We start from the raw sequence: 17903 nt of genomic DNA, 5'->3' as shown, positions 1-17903 counted from the left end.
ATGTGACGCAGAGAGAAACCGGTACGTAAAAAAACCCGGAAGGCGAGAACCTCCCGGGTTTTTCATTGACGGACAACCGAACGATGCGCGGCGCTCAGTCCCGCTTCAGCCCTTCGATCACGTCGAGGAGCGCCTGACGCAGCGCGACGACGTCGACGGTACCGCCCTGCCTGGCCGCCGCTGCCGCTGCCGCCGCAGGCTGCGCCGGAACATCGGCCACCGCCGCGGGCACCACGTCCTCCGGCGCCGCTTCGGGCGCCCCGCGCCCGCCGCCGGGCGCATCGAGCCGGTTGCGCGCGCCGTTGATCGTGAAGCCCTGCTCGTACAGCAATTCGCGGATCCGCCGGATCAGCAGCACTTCGTGATGCTGGTAGTACCGCCGGTTGCCCCGCCGCTTGACCGGCCGCAACTGCGTGAACTCCTGCTCCCAGTAGCGCAGCACGTGAGGCTTGACGCCGCAGAGTTCGCTCACTTCGCCGATCGTGAAGTAGCGCTTCGCAGGAATCGGAGGCAGGACGACTTTCTCAACCGTTGTTGTCATCGTCAGTTACCGTCGGTGGGAGCGCGGCGGCCGGCCGCGCGGGGAGCGTCAACGGGTCAGTTCGACTCCGTGCCGCTTTCGACCAGCGCCTTCAGCTTCTGGCTCGCGTGGAAGGTTACCACCCGGCGCGCGGCGATCGGAATCGCCTCGCCCGTCTTCGGGTTGCGCCCGGGGCGCTGCGGCTTGTCCCGCAGCTGGAAGTTGCCGAAACCGGACAGCTTCACGCTTTCGCCGTTTTCGAGCGCGTCGCGAATCACGTCGAAGAACGCTTCGACCATGTCCTTCGCCTCGCGCTTGTTCAGCCCGACGCTGTCGAACAGCAGCTCGGCCAGCTCCGCCTTCGTCAGCGTCGGCGTCTCCGCCAGCGCGGGCGCGGAGGCGTCGCGGGTCATGGCGCTGCGTTGCGCCGTCAGGAGGGCTTCGAATTCACTCGAGGTCATGTCGTTCATATCTGCAATGCAATACAACGCGTTAAAGCCAAAACTCACGATGGAAAAGGCCGCCCGCCGACCGGGCGGGCCCCTCCGTCAGCCGCGCAAGCGCGCGCCGTGCCCGCTTGCCATCCGCTCGACGAGCGCCTGGATCGCGCGATCCACGACTTCGTCCTGCAGCGTGCCGGCCGCATCCTGCAGCGTCACGCGGAACGCCAGGCTCTTCTCGTGCGCGGCAAGTCCACCGGAAGTATTTGATTTTGCACGAAATTCGTCAAAGAGTACAACCTTCTGAACGAATCGGCACGCGTCGTCGGCCAGCGCCTTCTTCATGTCGTCGAACAGGGCCTGAACCTCGACCGCCTGATCGACGACGACCGCGATGTCGCGCCGCACCGGCGGGAACTTCGACACCTCACCCGGCGCCGGCAGCGCGCGCGCCACGAGCGCGTCGGTGTCGATCTCGAACAGCACCGGCGCGTGCGGCAGCTCGTACTTCTGCATCAGGCGCGGGTGCAGCTCGCCGATCCAGCCGACCGCGCGGCCTTCGATCTCGATCCGCGCGCTGCGGCCCGGATGCAGCGCCGGATGCTCGGCCTTCACGAAACACGCGGCGGCCGGCGCGATCAGCGCTTCGAGATCGCCCTTCACGTCGAAGAAATCGGCCGCGCGCGTCGGCGCGCCCCACTGCTCGTCGAGTGCCGGGCCGTAGGCCAGCGCGCCGACGCGCTTCGGCTGCGCATAGCCCTCGACCGCGAGCTCACCCGCCTTCACCGACGGATCGGCGACGAACACGCGGCCCGCCTCGAACACGCGCACGCGATCCGCGCGGCGGTTCAGGTTGTGGCGCAGCACGTTGATCAGGCTGCCGAACAGCGTCGTGCGCATCACCGACAGCTGGCTCGCGATCGGGTTCAGCAGACGAATCGGGTTCGCGTTGCCGGCGAAATCCTGCTCCCACTCGGCATCGACGAAGCTGAAGTTGACCGTCTCCGCGTAATCGCGCGCGGCGAGCGCATGCCGGATCGTGTGGATCGAGCGCTGCGTCTCGTTCGTCGCGCGCATCTCACTCGTCGCAACGGGCGGACGCGCCGGGATCTTCTCGAAGCCGTGGATTCGCGCGACTTCCTCGATCAGGTCTTCCTCGATCTCGATGTCGAAACGATGCGACGGCGGCGTCACGGAGAACACGTCGCCGTCGCGCTCGAACGGCAGGCTCAGCCGCGTGAAGATGCCGGCGATTTCCTCGGCGTCGATCGGGATGCCGATGATCCGGTTCGCGCGCGACACGCGCATCGTCACCGGCGCGCGCCGCGGCAGGTTCACGGCCTGGTCGTCGACCGGGCCGGCCTTGCCGCCGCAGATGTCGAGAATCAGCTGCGTGATGCGCTCGACATGCTCGACGGTCGTCGCGTAATCGACGCCGCGCTCGAAACGGTGCGCGGCGTCGGTCGAGAAGTTGTACTTGCGCGCGCGGCCGCGGATGCTGTCCGGCCACCAGAACGCGGCTTCGAGATAGATGTTCGTCGTGTCGAGCGTGACGGCCGTGCTGTCGCCGCCCATGATCCCCGCGAGGCTCTCGACGAGACGATCGTCGGCGATCACGCCGACCGTCTCGTCGAGCTCGACCGTATTGCCGTTCAGCAGCTTCAGCGTCTCGCCGCGCTTGCCCCAGCGCACTTCGATGCCGCCGTGGATCTTGTCGAGATCGAACACGTGCGACGGGCGGCCGAGCTCGAACATCACGTAGTTCGAGATATCGACGAGCGCGGACACGCTGCGCTGGCCCGCGCGCTCGAGGCGTTCGACCATCCACCGCGGCGTCTTCGCGCGCGCGTTCACGCCGCGGATCACGCGGCCCGAGAAGCGGCCGCACAGATCGGGCGCGGTGATCTTCACCGGCAGCGTGTCGTCGAGCTCCGCGCGCACCGGACGGATGTCGACCGGCGTCAGCGGCGCGCCGGTGATCGCGGCGGTCTCGCGCGCGATCCCGAACACCGACAGACAGTCGGCCTTGTTCGGCGTCAGCTTGATTTCGAAGATCGTGTCGTCGAGATTCAGCGTGTCGCGGATGTCCTGGCCGATCGGCGTGTCTTCCGGCAGGATCAACAGGCCTGCATGGTCGTCCGACAGCTTCAGCTCGCGTGCGGAGCACAGCATCCCCTGGCTCTCGACGCCGCGCAGCTTCGACAGCTTGATCGCGAACGGCTTGCCGCCTTCCTCGGTGGGCGGCAGCTCGGCGCCGACGAGCGCGACCGGCACCTTGATGCCCGGCGCGACGTTCGGCGCGCCGCAGACGATATTCAGCGTCGCGCCCGTGCCGGCGTCGACCTGGCAGACATTGAGCTTGTCCGCATCCGGATGCTTGACGACTTCGAGCACGCGGCCGACGACGATTTTCGACGTCGGCGGCGCGGCCGTCGTCAGCGACTCGACTTCGAGCCCGGCCATCGTCAGCGCATGCGACAGCTCGTCGGTCGTCAGCTGCGGATCGACAAAGGTTCTCAACCAGGATTCAGAGAATTGCATGGATGTCTACGTTCGAAACAGGTTGGTTCGACGCCCGCGCTCCGGAGGATGCGCGCGGGCGCAAGTCGGCGTGCGTGCGCGAGCGTTACGCGAACTGCCGCAAAAAGCGCAGGTCGTTCTCGAAGAACAGACGCAGATCCTGCACGCCGTAGCGCAGCATCGTCAGGCGCTCGAGGCCGCTGCCGAACGCGAAGCCGATGTAGCGCTCGGGGTCGAGGCCCATGTTGCGGATGACGGTCGGATGCACCTGCCCCGAGCCGGAGATCTCGAGCCACTTGCCCGCGTTCTTGCCGTGCTCGAACATCATGTCGATCTCGGCCGACGGCTCCGTGAACGGGAAGTACGACGGGCGGAAGCGCACGAGGATGTCGTCGCGCTCGAAGAATTTTTTCAGGAAGTCGGTGTAGACGCCCTTCAGATCCGCGAAGCTGATGTTCTCGTCGATCCACAGCCCTTCGACCTGGTTGAACATCGGCGAATGCGTCGCGTCGCTGTCGACGCGGTACGTGCGGCCCGGCGCGATCACCTTGATCGGCGGACGGTTCATCCGCGCATAGCGGACCTGCATCGGGCTCGTGTGCGTGCGCAACAGCAGCGGTCGGCCGTCGGCATCGTTGCCGTCGACGTAGAACGTGTCCTGCATCGAACGCGCCGGATGGTTCTCCGGGCTGTTCAGCGACGTGAAGTTGTACCAGTCGGTCTCGATCTCGGGGCCGTCGGCGACGTCGAAGCCGATCGTGCGGAAGATCTGTTCGACGCGTTCCCACGTGCGCATCACCGGGTGCAGGCTGCCGGTGCCGGCGCCGCGTCCCGGCAGCGTGACGTCGATCGCCTCGGCGGCGAGGCGCTGGTTCAGCAGCGCATCCGCGAGCGCCTGGCGGCGCGCGGTCAGCGCGGCCTCGACCTGCTGCTTCGCGACGTTGATGCGTGCGCCTTCCGTCTTGCGCGCGTCCGGATCGAGCTTGCCGAGGCCCTTCAGGAGTTCGGTCAACGCCCCGGATTTGCCGAGAAAGCGGGCTTTCTCGTTTTCGAGCGTGGTAATGTCGGCGGCCTGTTCGAAGGCTTGCTTCGCGTCGGCGACAATCTGGTCCAGATCCATAGATCCCATCATTTCCAACGTCATTCCAAACAAAAAAGGGGCTCTAGGAAGAGCCCCGTTTTCGCTGCAGCGGCCGCGACTACCGGAACGTCGCTGCAACTGACCACGCAGTGCTAATTTCGCAATTAGGCTGCAACGGCGGCTTTCACCTGCTTGACGATCGCGGCAAAAGCAGCCTTGTCGAACACCGCCATGTCGGCCAGCACCTTGCGGTCGAGTTCGATCGACGCCTTCTTCAGGCCGTTGATGAACACGCTGTACGTCATGTCGTGCTGACGGACGGCCGCGTTGATACGCGTGATCCACAGTGCGCGGAACACACGCTTCTTGTTGCGGCGATCGCGGTACGCATACTGGCCCGCGCGCATCACCGCCTGCTTGGCGATGCGGTAGACGTTGTTGCGGCGGCCGCGATAACCCTTGGCCAGGTTGATGATCTTCTTGTGGCGGGCCCGTGCGGTTACCCCACGTTTGACTCGAGGCATGTTTCTCTCCTGTGAGTATCGGTTGAGGGGTTACGCGAACGGAAGCATCGCGCGGACGGAGTTCAGATCGGAATCATGAACTGCCGTGGCGCCGCGCAGGTGACGCTTGTTCTTCGTGGTTTTCTTGGTCAGGATGTGACGCTTGAAGGCTTGACCGCGCTTGACGGTACCGCCCGGACGCACCACGAAGCGCTTTGCAGCGCTCTTCTTGGTCTTCATCTTAGGCATGACGAACAACTCCGTTTATTAGATGGAGATGGGTGTGCGGTTGGCTTACGCCCTGACCCGCCCTTCGAAACCCAAGTCCACTTGTGTACAGCGCGCCACCCATGCAGGCACGGGCGGCCGCTGTCGTTTCTGGCTGCGCCGCCCCGACCAGGGCGACGCGCCGAACCACTCGGCGAACCCGCGCGCGATTTGCGCGCGGGCCCGTTACTTCTTTTTCTTCGGCGAGAGCACCATGATCATCTGGCGCCCTTCCATCTTCGGCATCTGCTCGACCTGGCCGACCTCGTCGAGATCGGTGCGCAGACGCTCGAGCATCCGCATGCCGATTTCCTGGTGAGCCATTTCGCGGCCGCGGAAACGCAACGTGATCTTCGTCTTGTCGCCGTCTTCGAGGAAGCGCGTGAGGTTGCGGAGCTTGACGTTGTAATCCCCGTCATCGGTACCCGGGCGGAACTTGACTTCCTTGACCTGGATGACCTTCTGCTTCAGCTTCGCTTCATGCTGCTTCTTGGCTTCCTGGTACTTGAACTTGCCGTAGTCCATCAGACGGCAAACCGGCGGCTGCGCCTGCGGCGCGATTTCCACCAGGTCAACATCCAGTTCTTCCGACTTGCGGAAAGCATCGACGAGTTTCACGATGCCGATGGGCTCCCCATCGACCCCGACCAGGCGCACTTCCGGCGCAGAGATTTCACCGTTGATGCGATGCGACGACTTATCAGTAGCGATGTTACGTTTCCTCTAAAAATTAAAAAAACGAGCCGCGCTGCCAGGGCGGTTACTTGAACGAGCGCAGGTCATCCTGCAGACGCTCAACGAAGGCATCGACCGGCATCACGCCCAGATCGACGCCGCCACGGGCACGCACGGCTACCGTTTGCGCATCACGCTCTTTATCGCCGACCACGAGCAGGTACGGAACTTTCTCGAGCGTGTGCTCGCGTATTTTATAGCTAATTTTCTCGTTGCGCAAATCGGCCGTCACCCTAACCCCTTGTTTTTGCAACGTTTGAGCCACAGATTGCGCATATTCGATTTGACTTTCCGCAATATTGAGCACAACGGCCTGGATCGGCGCGAGCCAGGCCGGCATCGCGCCGGCGTGGTGCTCGATCAAAATCCCGAGAAAACGCTCCATCGAACCGACGATCGCCCGGTGCAGCATCACCGGCCGGCGGCGGCTGTTGTCCTCGGCGACATACTCGGCGCCGAGACGCTCCGGCAGCACCATGTCGAGCTGCAGCGTGCCGCACTGCCACGAGCGGCCGAGCGCGTCCTTGATGTGATATTCGATCTTCGGGCCGTAGAACGCGCCCTCGCCCGCGAGCTCTTCCCACTGCAGGCCGCAGGCCGTCAGCGCATCGCGCAGCCCCTGCTCCGCGCGATCCCACGTCTCGTCGGTGCCCGCGCGCTGCTCGGGGCGCAGCGACAGCTTGATGTCGATGTGATCGAAGCCGAAATCCTTGTACACGCTCATCGCGAGCGTGTTGAACGCGATCGACTCGGAGATGAACTGGTCTTCGGTGCAGAAGATGTGCGCGTCGTCCTGCACGAAGCCACGCACGCGCATCAGCCCGTGCAGCGCGCCCGACGCTTCGTTGCGATGGCACGAGCCGAATTCCGCGTAGCGCAGCGGCAGGTCGCGGTACGAGCGCAGCCCGTGCTTGAACACCTGCACGTGGCCCGGGCAGTTCATCGGCTTGATCGCGTAGTCGCGCTTCTCCGACTCGGTCGTGAACATGTTCTCGCGATAGTTCTGCCAGTGGCCGGACGCTTCCCACAGCGAGCGGTCCATGATCATCGGCGTCTTGATCTCGAGATAGCCGGCGTCGTTCACTCGGCGACGCATGTACTGCTCGACCTGCTGCCACAGCGCCCAGCCCTTCGGGTGCCAGAACACCATGCCCGGCGACTCGTCCTGCATGTGGAACAGGTCGAGCTGCTTGCCGAGCTTGCGGTGGTCGCGCTTCTCGGCCTCCTCGAGCATGTGCAGGTACGCGTCCTGATCTTCCTTCTTCGTCCATGCGGTGCCGTAGATCCGCTGCAGCTGCTCGTTCTTCGAGTCGCCGCGCCAGTACGCGCCCGCGACCTTCATCAGCTTGAACACCTTCAGCTTGCCGGTCGACGGCACGTGCGGGCCGCGGCACAGATCGGTGAAGCCGCCGTGCGAGTAGAGCTTGATCTCGTCGCTCTGCGGGATCGAGTCGATGATCTCGGCCTTGTACTTCTCGCCGATGCTGCGGAAATACGCGGCCGCCTCGTCACGCGACACGACGCGGCGCGACACCGGCTCGTCCCGCTTCGCGAGATCCTGCATCCGCTTTTCGATCTGCTCGAGATCTTCCGGCGTAAACGGGCGGTGGTACGAGAAGTCGTAGTAGAAACCGTTGTCGATCACCGGGCCGATCGTCACCTGCGCGTCCGGATGCAGCTCCTTCACCGCATAGGCGAGCAGGTGCGCGGCCGAATGGCGGATGATGTCGAGGCCGTCGGCGTCCTTGTCGGTCACGATCGCGAGCGACGCGTCGCGGTCGATCACCGCCGACGTATCGACGAGCTCGCCGTCGAGCTTGCCGCCGAGCGCCGCCTTCGCAAGCCCCGGGCCGATCGACGCAGCCACTTCGGCGACGGTCACCGGATGCTCGTATTGTCGAACTGAGCCGTCGGGCAAGCGTATCGAAACCATAGCAATCTCCGTGATGCCGTCAGTGAGCGGCAGTAAAAAAATTCGCGGCAAAAAAAATGCGGCCCCGCTTTCGAGGGGCCGCATTCGATACTGCATGAACCGTAATGGCGAAAACGTTCCTCGACTAGCGTCGCTCCGAAAGGGTTTCGGTCAACGTTCGCGGTGTCATAACCGTATTCGCCTGTATTGCGGTCAGTTGTTTGACTGCTTCGAACATCCGGCAAGCCGGACGTTCATTGTTCGTTGGTAGGCTCGATTGGACTCGAACCAACGACCCCCACCATGTCAAGGTGGTGCTCTAACCAGCTGAGCTACGAGCCTAGAGAAGCTAAGATTATATGGAGCTTTTTTGCGCTTGGCAACGGTTTTCTGCGTTTACCGCAGAATTCGACCCGGCGCCCACCGGATCAGGCCTTGCGGCCCGCCCGGCCCACGCCCGCCACCTCGCCGAGCAGCGTGCACGCGCGCTGCACCTGCGCCGCGTTCGACACCTCGACCGTGAACTGCATGAACGCCGCATTCCGGCGGCTTTGCGTCTTCACGCCGATCACGTTGATCTTTTCGCGCGCGAACACTTCCGAGATATCCCGCAGCAGCCCCTGCCGATCGGTCGCCTCGATCATCAGGTCGACCGGATAGACCGACGCGCCGCGGCCGCCGAGCACGTCCGCGGACCACGTGGTCTGCAGCACGCGCTCGGGCGCGCGCTCGGCCATCCGGCGGAACGTCGCGCAGTCGCTGCGGTGAATCGACATGCCCTTGCCGCGCGTGACAAAGCCGCTGATCGGATCCGGCGGCGCCGGCCGGCAGCAGCGCGCGAGCTGGGTCAGCAGCGCATCGACGCCGACGACGAGCACGCCCGTCGACGCGCCGTGCGCGACGCTCGCGCCGCTGCTGCGCTTCTCGAAATCGGCGGGCACCTCGTGCGCCGGCTCCGGCGGCGGCGCATCCGACACCGCGTGCTCGACGTTGCGCAGGCTGAACTCATCCTTGCCGACGGCCGAGAACAGTTCGTCCGGCGACTTGAAGCCGAGCTTCGTCGCGAGGTTGTCGAGGCTGACCGACGTCTTGCCTTCGCGCTGCAGCGCCTTCTCGACGAGCGCGCGCCCGTGCGCGATGTTCTCCTGCTGCTCGATCGCGGTGAACCACGCGCGCACCTTCTGGCGCGCGCGCGGGCTGTGCAGGTAGCCGAGCTGCGGATTCAGCCAGTCGCGCGACGGCCCGCCCTGCTTCACTGTGACGATCTCGACCGTCTGGCCGTTCGCGAGCGACGTGTTCAGCGGCACCATCGCGCCGTCGACGCGCGCGCCGCGGCAGCGATGGCCGAGTTCGCTATGCAGGTAGTACGCGAAATCGACCGGCGTCGCGCCCTGCGGCAACGCGATCACGCGCGCCTGCGGCGTCAGCACGTAGATGTGATCGTCGTCGAGCGACGTCTCGCGCAGCTGCGCCCACGCGTCGCCCGCGTGGTCCTCGACGTCGTCCTTCCACGCGAGCAGCTGACGCAGCCACGCGATCTTCTCGTCGTACTTGTCGCTCGCCGAGAACTGGCCGCCGTAGCCGCGCGCGCCCGCCTCCTTGTAGCGCCAGTGCGCGGCGACGCCGTATTCGGCGAAGCGGTGCATGTCGTGCGTGCGGATCTGCACCTCGAACGCGCGGCCGTCGTCGCCGATCACGACGGTGTGCAGCGACTTGTAGCCGTTCGGCTTCGGGCGCGAGATGTAGTCGTCGAACTCCTTCGGCACCGGCTGCCACAGGTGATGCACGATCCCGAGCACCGTGTAGCAATCCTTGATGTCCGGGACGATCACGCGGAACGCGCGCACGTCGTAGAGCTCGGCGAAGTCGAGCTCCTTGCCGCGCATCTTGCGCCAGATGCTGTAGATGTGCTTCGGCCGGCCGCTGACGTCGGCGGCGATGTGCACGGCCGCGAGCTCGCGCTGCAGCCGTTCGATCGCCTGAGCGACGTACGCCTCGCGCTCGACGCGCTTCTCGTCGAGCAGCTTCGCGATCCGCTTGTACGTGGCCGGATCCTCGAAGCGGAACGCGAGATCCTCGAGTTCCCACTTCAGTTGCCAGATGCCGAGACGGTTCGCGAGCGGCGCGTAGATCTCGAGCGTCTCGCGCGCGACGTCCGGCGGCGGCTCGAGCTTCGACGCCGCGTACCAGCGCAGCGACTGCAGCCGCGACGCGAGCCGGATCAGCACGACGCGGATGTCCTGCGCGAACGCGAGCAGCATCTTGCGCAGCGCCTCGATCTGCGCGCGGCGCGCGGCGGCCGCGTCGCGGCCCGCGACGGCGCCCGCGTTCTGCGCGGCGCGCAGGCTCAGCGAGCCGAGCCGCAGCAGCTTGCGCACGTCGGCGACGAGGCCGGCGACCTCGTCGCCGAAGCGCTCCGCGATCTCGCGGCCGGGATCGCTCAGATGCGGCGTCAGCCCGAACAGCGCGGCCGCCTGCACCGCCGGCGGATCGACGTTCAGCGTGCGCACGATCGCCGCCGTGCCGAGCGCGTGATCGGCGAGCGGCTCGCCCGACGACAGCCGCACGCCGCCCGCGTGCTTGCGCACGAATGCGAGCACGTCATCGAACGACGGCGCGCCGGCGGCGGACGCGGCGGCGGGCGTGGAGGCAGGATCGACGATCATCGGGCGGTGCGGCGGAAAACGTTCATTGCGATACCGGGACAGCGCGGGACTGCGAGATTGCGAGATTGCGATACAGGGGCGCTCAGCTCTTCTGCGCGGCGGTGACGACGATCTCGACGAGCAGCTTCGGATCGGCGAGCTTCGCCTCGACGGTTGCGCGCGGCGGCGTGTGACCCGGCACGACCCACGCGTCCCACACCGCGTTCATTGCGGCGAAGTTCGCGAGATCGGAGATGAAGATCTGCACCATCAGCAACTGCGACTTGTCGCTGTTCGCCTCCGCGAGCAGGCGGTCGATGTGGCCGAGCACTTCGCGCGTCTGTCCGGTGATGTCCTGCGTGGCGTCCTCGGCGATCTGGCCGGCGAGATACACGGTACCGTTGTGGATCGCGGTGTCGGAATAGCGCGCTTCGACGTGGTGACGGATGACTGCCATGAAATGTCCCGATTCGGTGGAGGGTTGAAGGATCGAATGCGGCGCCGATCGTGTCGGCGCCGAACCGCATATTATGACGTGCGCGCGGCCTCTTCGACGAAAAACCCGCGTGCGAGCGCGATCTGCTCCGCGTTCATGAACACGGGCGCATGGCCGACACCGGCGATTTCGGCCAGCGACACGCGCTTGCCGCGACGGACCATCTCGGCCGCGGTGTCGCGCGACAGCAGATCGGACACCTCGCCGCGCACGACGAGCATCCGCGCGTCGATCGCATCGACCGCGCGCCACAGCATGGCCTCGCCCGCTTCGGCCTGCTCGGGCGTCATCGCGTTGAACGGCTCGGCGATCCGCGGGTCGTAGCGCAGCGTCCAGCCGCCATCCGGCAGCGCGCGCACGAGCGGCGCGCCGATCTGCCGCCATTCGTCCGCGGACAGCGCGCCGAACGACAGCGACAGCGACGTCACGTAGTCGATCCCCTCCTGCTCGGTCGAAAAGCGCGGCTGCACGCCGAGATACTCGCCGATGCGCGCGAGCGCGCCGGGCTCGATGCGCGGGCCGACGTCGTTGACGATCATCTTGCGCACCGGCGAGCCGGGCAGCGACGCGAACGCGAGACCGATCAGCCCGCCCATCGACGTGCCGAACCAGTCGACCGTCTCGACGTCGAGCCGCGCGATCAGCGTGACGATGTCGGCGACGTATTGCGGCAAGCCATAGAGACGCGGATCGGCGAGCCAGTCGGACTGGCCGCGCCCGACGACGTCCGGGCACACGACGCGGTACGCATCGGACAGCGCGGCCGCGAGACGGTCGAAGTCGCGACCCGAGCGGGTCAGCCCGTGCACGCAGACCAGCACGCGCGGATTGGCGGCGTCGCCCCACTCGGTATACGCGATGCGATGCAGGCCGACCGGGCTCGCGCACTGCACGCGGCGCTGACGGGGAAGCGGGGAATTCGAGGAAGTCTCGGAAGTCGTCGGCATCGAAGCGGTCCAGTCGAATGAGCACGGAACGTGCGGCGCGATGCGTGCGCCGCCAGGTGCAGTCGATTGTAAACCGCTTCCACGAACGGGATCGGCGCACGCGGCACGCGACAGCGAACCGTGCACGCCGCCATCCAAGCATGAATGGCGCGCCGTTCGCCGGCTAGCCGAATTTGACGAGATCGAGCACCGCCAGCGGCCCGCCGGGAATCTGGATCATCCGGCCGCCGGCGCCGAGCGAACCCATGTCGATGCCGAAGAAGCCGAGCCGCTCGATCAGCGCGCGCACCGCGGATTTCGCATCCGCGTCGTCGCCCGCGAAGAACAGCGCGCGGCGCCCGTCGCCGGCCTGCGGATCGTCGGAGATGAAGTGCGCCGGGAGATGGTTGAACGCCTTCACGACGCGCGCGCCCGGCACGAGATCCGTGAATACGTCGCTCGACATCCGGCCGTGCAATTCGGCCGGCACGAAGTGCGGCGCCTCGATCGGGTTGTTCGCATCGATCACGATACGGCCGCCGAAGTCCGGCAGCCCGGCCAGCGCGTCAGGCAGCCTCGACCAGTTCACCGCGACGAGGACGATGTCCTGCGCGGCAGCCTGTTCGCGCGTTCCCGGCGTGATCGACGGGCCGAGCTCGCGCGCGAGATCCGCGAGCGAGGCCGGGCCGCGGCTGTTGGAAATGACCGCTTCGACGCCGGTGCGGGCCAGCGCGCGTGCGAACGCGGAACCGATCGCGCCCGCGCCGATGATACCGATGGTGCTCATGGCAATGCTCCTCGGAAAAAGGTGACGAATCAAGCGGCGAAGTCGCCGCCGGCAAGGAAATGTCCGGTGGACAGATGAGTGAATGTTGCCGGCTTCATTACCCGATGATTAGCCATGAATCATTTGAATTATTTTCAAGCGATGCTTTAAGATGGGCCGCATGGAAACCCTCGCGAACCTCGAGTCGTTCGTCCGCAGCGCCGAAACGGGCACCTTTTCCGAGGCCGCGCGGCGCCTGGCGCTGACGCCCGCCGCGGTCAGCCGGAACGTCGCGCTGCTCGAACGCAATCTCGGCGTGCGGCTGTTCCAGCGCTCGACGCGCAAGCTCACGCTGACCGAGGCGGGCGAGCGCTTTCTCGCCGAAATCGGCGGCAATCTGGACGCGCTGCAGGCCGCGATCTCGTCCGTGTCGACCGGGCGCGGCGCGCCGGCCGGCGTGCTGAAAGTCAGCCTGCCGCCGACGTTCGGCATCACGCACGTGATGCCGCTGCTGCCGGCGTTCCTCGCGCGCCATCCGCTGATCCGTCCGGACTGGCACTTCGAAAACCGGCAGGTCGACCTGATTGCGGAGAGTTACGACGCGGCGATCGGCGGTGGATTCGATCTCGCGCCGGGTGTCGTGTCACGCAGGCTGGCGCCCGCGCATCTGATCGCGGTCGCGTCGCCGGCTTACCTGGCCGGCCGCGTGCCGCCGTCCGATCCCGGCGATCTCGCGGGCCTCGACGGCATCGTGATGCGCTCGAGCCGCACCGGCCGCGTGCGTCACCGGACGATGCGCGACGCGGCGGGCAGCGAAATGCCCGCGCGGCTTGGCGAAACGATCATGGTCAACGACCCGGCCGCGATGCGGGAAGCCGCGGTGCTCGGACTGGGCGTCGCGCTGCTGACCGTGCCGGACGCGCTGCCGTGGATCGAACGGGGCGAGCTCGTGCGGCTGCTGCCGCACTGGTATGCGGATGTCGGAACGATTTCGATCTATTACGCGACGCGCACACTGCTGCCGGCCAAAACGCGGGCGTTCGTCGACTTCGTCGTCGACGCGTTCGAGCGGGAGCGATTGGCCGAACGGTTCGCGGGCGGCATCGGATGAAGGACGCGGGGCGCTCGGGCGCGCCCCGGGATACGCGCCGCGCGTCGGCGCGACGCGCGGGCGGGAGGATGACTTACGACAGCGCGCTCACGTCGAGCGGCGCGCCGGTCTTCGCCTTGATCTCGTCGACGGTCACGCCGTCGGCGAGCTCGACGACCTTCAGGCCGTTCGGCGTCACGTCGATCACGCCGAGATCGGTGATGATCCGGTCGATCACGCCGACGCCCGTCAGCGGCAGATCGCATTTCTCGAGGATCTTGTGCGCATCGCCCTTCGCGACGTGCTCCATCAGCACGATCACGCGCCGCACGCCCGCGACGAGGTCCATCGCGCCGCCCATCCCCTTGATCATCTTGCCGGGGATCATCCAGTTCGCGAGGTCGCCGGTCTGGCTGACCTGCATCGCGCCGAGGATCGCGAGGTTGATGTGGCCGCCGCGAATCATCGCGAACGAATCGGCCGACGAGAAGATCGACGAGCCGGGCAGCGTCGTCACCGTCTGCTTGCCGGCGTTGATCAGGTCCGCGTCGATCTCGTCCTCGGTCGGGAACGGGCCGATGCCGAGCAGGCCGTTCTCCGACTGCAGCCACACCTCGACACCTTCCGGCACGTGGTTCGCGACGAGCGTCGGCAGGCCGATCCCGAGGTTCACGTAGAAGCCGTCCTGCAGTTCCTTCGCCGCGCGCGCGGCCATTTGGTCACGATTCCAGGCCATGTCAGTCTCCTTTCGCGCGGACGGTGCGTTGTTCGATGCGTTTTTCCGGGGTCGTGTTCAGCACGATGCGCTGCACGAAGATGCCCGGCGTGTGGATGTTGTCCGGATCGAGTTCGCCGTTCTCGACGATCTCCTCGACCTCGACCACCGTGATCTTGCCGGCCATCGCGCACATCGGGTTGAAGTTGCGCGCGGTGCGGCGAAAGACCAGGTTGCCGGATTTGTCCGCCTTCCACGCCTTCACGAGCGCGACGTCGGCCGTCAGTGACGGCTCGAGCACGTAATGGCGATCGCCGAACTGGCGCGTTTCCTTGCCTTCCGCGATCACGGTGCCGTAGCCGGTGTTCGTGAAGAACGCCGGGATGCCCGCGCCGCCCGCGCGCAGCTTCTCGGCGAGCGTGCCCTGCGGCGTGAATTCGAGCTCGAGCTCGCCGGACAGGTACTGGCGCTCGAACTCCTTGTTCTCGCCGACGTACGACGAGATCATCTTCTTGATCTGGCGCGTCTCGAGCAGCAGGCCGAGACCGAAGCCGTCGACGCCCGCGTTGTTGCTGATGCAGGTGATGCCCTTGACGCCCGTATCGCGCAGCGCCGCGATCAGCGCCTCGGGAATTCCGCACAGGCCGAAACCGCCGACCGCGAAGGTCTGTCCGTCCTGGACGATCCCTTCCAGCGCGGCGGCCGCGCTTGGATAGACTTTGTTCATCTCTCTGTCCCTTCCTTTATGGAAACCAGCTGACCAGGTTCGCGCGCCGACGCGGCCCGCCGCGTCATACTACGCATGGCCGACGTCCGCCGCTTCGGCGACGCGCCTGTTTTATCCGCGCCGCACTGGCCGCGATCTGCCCGGAAGGGTACGATGCCGCGCGGATGCTGCACAATACGCAAAAATACATAAGCCCCCGCCTAATCCCCGCACCACTGGCCCGCGCCCATGCCCGCAATCGACTACCAGACCGCCTTCCAGCTCGCGCCGATCGGGCTCGTGATGTCGCGCGACCGCGCGATCGAGGACTGCAACGACGCGGTCGCCGCGATCTTCCGCTGCACGCGGGCCGACCTGATCGGCCAGTCGTTCGAGGTGCTGTATCCGTCGTCGGACGAGTTCGAGCGGATCGGCGAGCGGATCTCGCGCGTGATGATCGCGAACGGGATCTACGGCGACGACCGGATCATGAAGCGCGCGACCGGCGAGCTGTTCTGGTGCCACGTGACCGGCCGCGCGCTCGACCGCACCGCGCCGCTCGCCACCGGCGTGTGGACGTTCGAGGACTTAAGCGCGACGCGGCGCGTCGCGGTCGAGCTGACGCCGCGCGAGCGCGAGATCGCCGCGCAGCTCGCAACCGGCAAGACGAGCAAGCAGATCGGCCGCATGCTCGACATCAGCTCGCGCACGGTCGACATCTACCGCGGGCGGCTGATGCGCAAATACGGGACGGGAAACACGGCCGAGCTGCTGCAGCGCCTGCTCGGCCATTGAAGCGCGGCGCCCGCGCGGGGCGGGCGGTGCTCAGTCTGTGCGGACAGTCTGTGCGAGTCAGTCCGCGCGGGGCACCCGGTGCGGGGCAGTCAGCGCGGATCAGTCGGCCTGCTCGGCGAGCGCGCGCCCGATCCGCTCGCGCAGCGTGTCCGGCAGCGGCACCGATTTGCCGAGCGCGTAGTCGATCCACACGACGCGCGCGCTGCCGCGCGCATAGAGCTGCCCCGGCTCGTCGGCACGCAGCAGCTCGAAGCCGGAATCGAAGCTGCTGCGGCCCGGCTTCGACACCGAGATCCGCGCGATCACGTCGCCCGGATACGCGAGCTGCCGCAGGAATTCCATCGACGCGGTGACGATCACGGGCCCCTGCCCGTCGCCCTTGTTGCCGCCGAGGCCCATCGACTCGAACCACGAAATCCGCGCCTGCTCCATGTAGCGGAAGTAGACGGTGTTGTTCACGTGGCCGAATGCGTCCATGTCGCCCCAGCGGATCGGCATCGACATTTCGAAGACGGATGCGTAGTCGGTCATTGCGCGTTCATTGCGCGTCGATGGCGTGTTCATTGCGTGTTTATTGCAGGGTCGGCCAGCATCGAAGCAGGCCGGTCAGGCGAGGCCGAAGCCGTCGTCCGCCGAGATGATCGAGCCGTTGATGAACTGCGATTCGTCGGCGGCGAGCAGCAGCAGCAGCCCGTCGAGATCCTGCGGCTTGCCGACGCGCCGGCGCGGCAGCATCGACTGCAGCTTCTGGCCCTGCTCGCTTTCCCACAGGTAGTGATTGATTTCGGTGTCGATGTAGCCCGGGCAGATCGCGTTCACGTTGATCCCGTGGCGGCCCCATTCGAGCGCCATCGCGCGCGTCATGTGCACGACGGCCGCCTTGCTCATCGCGTACAGCCCGATCTGCGGGAACACGCGCAGGCCCGCGACCGACGCGACGTTGATGATCCTGAACGGCGGCTTGCCGCCGCCGTTGCCGCGCATCATCATCCGCTTCGCGACTTCCTGCGCGACGAAAAACGCGCCGCGCGTGTTCGTATCGAATACGAACTCGAAATCGGCGGGCGTCACGTCGATGAGCTTGTGCATCGTCGACACGCCCGAGTTGTTCACGAGGATGTCGATCATCCCCGCTTCGGTCTCCGCGTGCGCGACAGCGGCCTTGATGCTCTGCACGTCGGTGACGTCGAGCGACACGACGTGCGCGTCGCCGCCTGCCGCCTCGATTTCAGCGCGCAGCTCCTTCAGCCGCTCGACGCGCCGGCTCGCGAGCACGACCTTCGCGCCCGCCTGCGACAGCACCTGCGCGAAACGCTGTCCGAGCCCGCTCGACGCGCCCGTCACCAGCGCAACCTTGCCTTCCAGATTGATCGATCGACCCATTCCCCACCCCTTTCGACGTCGTTTGACCGCAGAACGCGCGACACGCATGCGGCATAACCCTAGCACAAAAATCGAACGATCGTGCTAATCTACCGGCACTCAGTTGCGGCGAGTGTTTTGTTTCGCCGACAATACGCGATCCCGAATTACAAAGCATTCTAACGGTTAGAGGAACGTCAATGACCCCCGCAAGCCTGATCGAGCAGTACGGCCCGCGCGAATCCATGGAATACGACGTCGTGATCGTCGGCGGCGGCCCCGCGGGGCTGTCGGCGGCGATCCGGCTCAAGCAGCTGGCGGCCGAGAAAGGCACCGAGATCGGCGTGTGCGTGCTCGAGAAGGGCTCGGAGATCGGCGCGCACATCCTGTCCGGCGCGGTGATGGATCCGCGCGCGCTCACCGA

At 66.2% G+C, this 17903-nt stretch carries 19 protein-coding genes and 1 tRNA gene; 3 read left to right on the top strand and 17 right to left on the bottom strand.

Translation table 11 applies throughout. The features are described 5' to 3' along the window. Window positions 1–94: 94 nt before the first annotated feature. The 13 genes from HZI36_RS15880 to HZI36_RS15820 all read right to left on the bottom strand — a co-directional run bounded on the left by HZI36_RS15880 (window position 95) and on the right by HZI36_RS15820 (window position 12832). On the bottom strand, window positions 95–541 hold the full coding sequence (locus tag HZI36_RS15880) for a MerR family transcriptional regulator (RefSeq protein WP_179403604.1): 447 nt from the start codon (window positions 539–541) through the stop codon (window positions 95–97). A 56-nt stretch (window positions 542–597) separates the two neighbouring features. Then, the gene (locus HZI36_RS15875; protein WP_179403603.1) at window positions 598–990 is read right to left on the bottom strand and encodes an integration host factor subunit alpha; all 393 of its coding nucleotides are present in this window, start codon (window positions 988–990) and stop codon (window positions 598–600) included. Window positions 991–1068: 78 nt separating this feature from the next. Next, complete coding sequence (gene pheT / locus HZI36_RS15870) at window positions 1069–3501, bottom strand: phenylalanine--tRNA ligase subunit beta (protein ID WP_179403602.1); 2433 nt, start codon at window positions 3499–3501, stop codon at window positions 1069–1071. A gap of 85 nt (window positions 3502–3586) precedes the next feature. Then, window positions 3587–4600, bottom strand: a complete 1014-nt coding sequence (pheS, locus tag HZI36_RS15865; protein ID WP_179403601.1) for a phenylalanine--tRNA ligase subunit alpha — start codon at window positions 4598–4600, stop codon at window positions 3587–3589. Between the two features lie 125 nt (window positions 4601–4725). Beyond that, window positions 4726–5085 (bottom strand): 50S ribosomal protein L20, encoded by a 360-nt coding sequence (rplT, locus tag HZI36_RS15860; RefSeq protein WP_004192938.1) that lies wholly within the window; start codon window positions 5083–5085, stop codon window positions 4726–4728. A gap of 30 nt (window positions 5086–5115) precedes the next feature. Continuing rightward, window positions 5116–5313, bottom strand: a complete 198-nt coding sequence (rpmI, locus tag HZI36_RS15855; protein WP_004191477.1) for a 50S ribosomal protein L35 — start codon at window positions 5311–5313, stop codon at window positions 5116–5118. A gap of 204 nt (window positions 5314–5517) precedes the next feature. Further along, a complete protein-coding gene (gene infC / locus HZI36_RS15850; protein ID WP_179403797.1) occupies window positions 5518–6042 on the bottom strand; it encodes a translation initiation factor IF-3 in 525 nt (174 codons plus the stop codon). A gap of 49 nt (window positions 6043–6091) precedes the next feature. After that, complete coding sequence (thrS, locus tag HZI36_RS15845; RefSeq protein WP_179403600.1) at window positions 6092–7999, bottom strand: threonine--tRNA ligase; 1908 nt, start codon at window positions 7997–7999, stop codon at window positions 6092–6094. Window positions 8000–8243: 244 nt separating this feature from the next. Further along, window positions 8244–8320, bottom strand: a tRNA-Val gene (locus HZI36_RS15840). Between the two features lie 86 nt (window positions 8321–8406). Further along, window positions 8407–10644: a RelA/SpoT family protein gene (locus HZI36_RS15835; protein WP_179403599.1), complete on the bottom strand. Its 2238-nt coding sequence runs from the start codon at window positions 10642–10644 to the stop codon at window positions 8407–8409. Between the two features lie 82 nt (window positions 10645–10726). Continuing rightward, window positions 10727–11080: a RidA family protein gene (locus HZI36_RS15830; protein WP_179403598.1), complete on the bottom strand. Its 354-nt coding sequence runs from the start codon at window positions 11078–11080 to the stop codon at window positions 10727–10729. Window positions 11081–11151: 71 nt separating this feature from the next. Beyond that, window positions 11152–12066 (bottom strand): alpha/beta fold hydrolase, encoded by a 915-nt coding sequence (locus tag HZI36_RS15825; RefSeq protein ID WP_179403597.1) that lies wholly within the window; start codon window positions 12064–12066, stop codon window positions 11152–11154. Between the two features lie 163 nt (window positions 12067–12229). Next, window positions 12230–12832: an NADPH-dependent F420 reductase gene (locus HZI36_RS15820; protein WP_179403596.1), complete on the bottom strand. Its 603-nt coding sequence runs from the start codon at window positions 12830–12832 to the stop codon at window positions 12230–12232. Between the two features lie 160 nt (window positions 12833–12992). Between HZI36_RS15820 and HZI36_RS15815 the strand changes: the two genes are divergently transcribed. Beyond that, window positions 12993–13922 (top strand): LysR family transcriptional regulator, encoded by a 930-nt coding sequence (locus HZI36_RS15815; RefSeq protein WP_179403595.1) that lies wholly within the window; start codon window positions 12993–12995, stop codon window positions 13920–13922. 73 nt (window positions 13923–13995) lie between these two features. Here HZI36_RS15815 and HZI36_RS15810 read toward each other — a convergent pair whose 3' ends face one another. Further along, window positions 13996–14637 carry a CoA transferase subunit B gene (locus HZI36_RS15810; protein ID WP_179403594.1) on the bottom strand — a complete coding sequence of 214 codons (642 nt, stop codon included), beginning with the start codon at window positions 14635–14637 and terminating at the stop codon, window positions 13996–13998. A gap of 1 nt (window position 14638) precedes the next feature. Continuing rightward, window positions 14639–15343, bottom strand: a complete 705-nt coding sequence (locus tag HZI36_RS15805; RefSeq protein ID WP_179403593.1) for a CoA transferase subunit A — start codon at window positions 15341–15343, stop codon at window positions 14639–14641. Window positions 15344–15571: 228 nt separating this feature from the next. On the opposite strand from HZI36_RS15805, the gene HZI36_RS15800 reads away from it, so the two are divergent. Next, window positions 15572–16117: a PAS and helix-turn-helix domain-containing protein gene (locus HZI36_RS15800; protein WP_179403592.1), complete on the top strand. Its 546-nt coding sequence runs from the start codon at window positions 15572–15574 to the stop codon at window positions 16115–16117. Window positions 16118–16216: 99 nt separating this feature from the next. On the opposite strand, the gene HZI36_RS15795 is transcribed toward HZI36_RS15800, so the two are convergent. Together HZI36_RS15795 and HZI36_RS15790 are read right to left on the bottom strand one after the other, a co-directional pair. Beyond that, window positions 16217–16648, bottom strand: coding sequence for an acyl-CoA thioesterase (locus HZI36_RS15795; RefSeq protein ID WP_179403591.1), 432 nt, complete (start codon window positions 16646–16648; stop codon window positions 16217–16219). A gap of 75 nt (window positions 16649–16723) precedes the next feature. Next, window positions 16724–17500 (bottom strand): SDR family oxidoreductase, encoded by a 777-nt coding sequence (locus HZI36_RS15790; RefSeq protein WP_179403590.1) that lies wholly within the window; start codon window positions 17498–17500, stop codon window positions 16724–16726. Window positions 17501–17679: 179 nt separating this feature from the next. On the opposite strand from HZI36_RS15790, the gene HZI36_RS15785 reads away from it, so the two are divergent. After that, window positions 17680–17903 (top strand): FAD-dependent oxidoreductase (locus HZI36_RS15785; RefSeq protein ID WP_179403589.1); only part of this gene is annotated, 224 nt, incomplete at its 3' end.

It is taken from the genome of Burkholderia guangdongensis, from assembly GCF_013403875.1.
GTDB classification, from domain to species: domain Bacteria; phylum Pseudomonadota; class Gammaproteobacteria; order Burkholderiales; family Burkholderiaceae; genus Burkholderia; species Burkholderia guangdongensis.
Note: the sequence above shows the minus strand (reverse complement) of the source record. Positions and strands in the feature narration are given on the sequence as shown.

Coding starts and splice junctions, on each gene's coding strand:
- rplT (WP_004192938.1), bottom strand. CDS start 5,085: ATGCCTCGAGTCAAACGTGGGGTAACCGCACGGGCCCGCCACAAGAAG.
- HZI36_RS15835 (WP_179403599.1), bottom strand. CDS start 10,644: ATGATCGTCGATCCTGCCTCCACGCCCGCCGCCGCGTCCGCCGCCGGC.
- HZI36_RS15815 (WP_179403595.1), top strand. CDS start 12,993: ATGGAAACCCTCGCGAACCTCGAGTCGTTCGTCCGCAGCGCCGAAACG.
- pheS (WP_179403601.1), bottom strand. CDS start 4,600: ATGGATCTGGACCAGATTGTCGCCGACGCGAAGCAAGCCTTCGAACAG.
- thrS (WP_179403600.1), bottom strand. CDS start 7,999: ATGGTTTCGATACGCTTGCCCGACGGCTCAGTTCGACAATACGAGCAT.
- HZI36_RS15825 (WP_179403597.1), bottom strand. CDS start 12,066: ATGCCGACGACTTCCGAGACTTCCTCGAATTCCCCGCTTCCCCGTCAG.
- HZI36_RS15880 (WP_179403604.1), bottom strand. CDS start 541: ATGACAACAACGGTTGAGAAAGTCGTCCTGCCTCCGATTCCTGCGAAG.
- HZI36_RS15795 (WP_179403591.1), bottom strand. CDS start 16,648: ATGACCGACTACGCATCCGTCTTCGAAATGTCGATGCCGATCCGCTGG.
- HZI36_RS15810 (WP_179403594.1), bottom strand. CDS start 14,637: ATGGCCTGGAATCGTGACCAAATGGCCGCGCGCGCGGCGAAGGAACTG.
- HZI36_RS15805 (WP_179403593.1), bottom strand. CDS start 15,343: ATGAACAAAGTCTATCCAAGCGCGGCCGCCGCGCTGGAAGGGATCGTC.
- HZI36_RS15875 (WP_179403603.1), bottom strand. CDS start 990: ATGAACGACATGACCTCGAGTGAATTCGAAGCCCTCCTGACGGCGCAA.
- HZI36_RS15830 (WP_179403598.1), bottom strand. CDS start 11,080: ATGGCAGTCATCCGTCACCACGTCGAAGCGCGCTATTCCGACACCGCG.
- pheT (WP_179403602.1), bottom strand. CDS start 3,501: ATGCAATTCTCTGAATCCTGGTTGAGAACCTTTGTCGATCCGCAGCTG.
- HZI36_RS15820 (WP_179403596.1), bottom strand. CDS start 12,832: ATGAGCACCATCGGTATCATCGGCGCGGGCGCGATCGGTTCCGCGTTC.
- HZI36_RS15800 (WP_179403592.1), top strand. CDS start 15,572: ATGCCCGCAATCGACTACCAGACCGCCTTCCAGCTCGCGCCGATCGGG.
- rpmI (WP_004191477.1), bottom strand. CDS start 5,313: ATGCCTAAGATGAAGACCAAGAAGAGCGCTGCAAAGCGCTTCGTGGTG.
- HZI36_RS15790 (WP_179403590.1), bottom strand. CDS start 17,500: ATGGGTCGATCGATCAATCTGGAAGGCAAGGTTGCGCTGGTGACGGGC.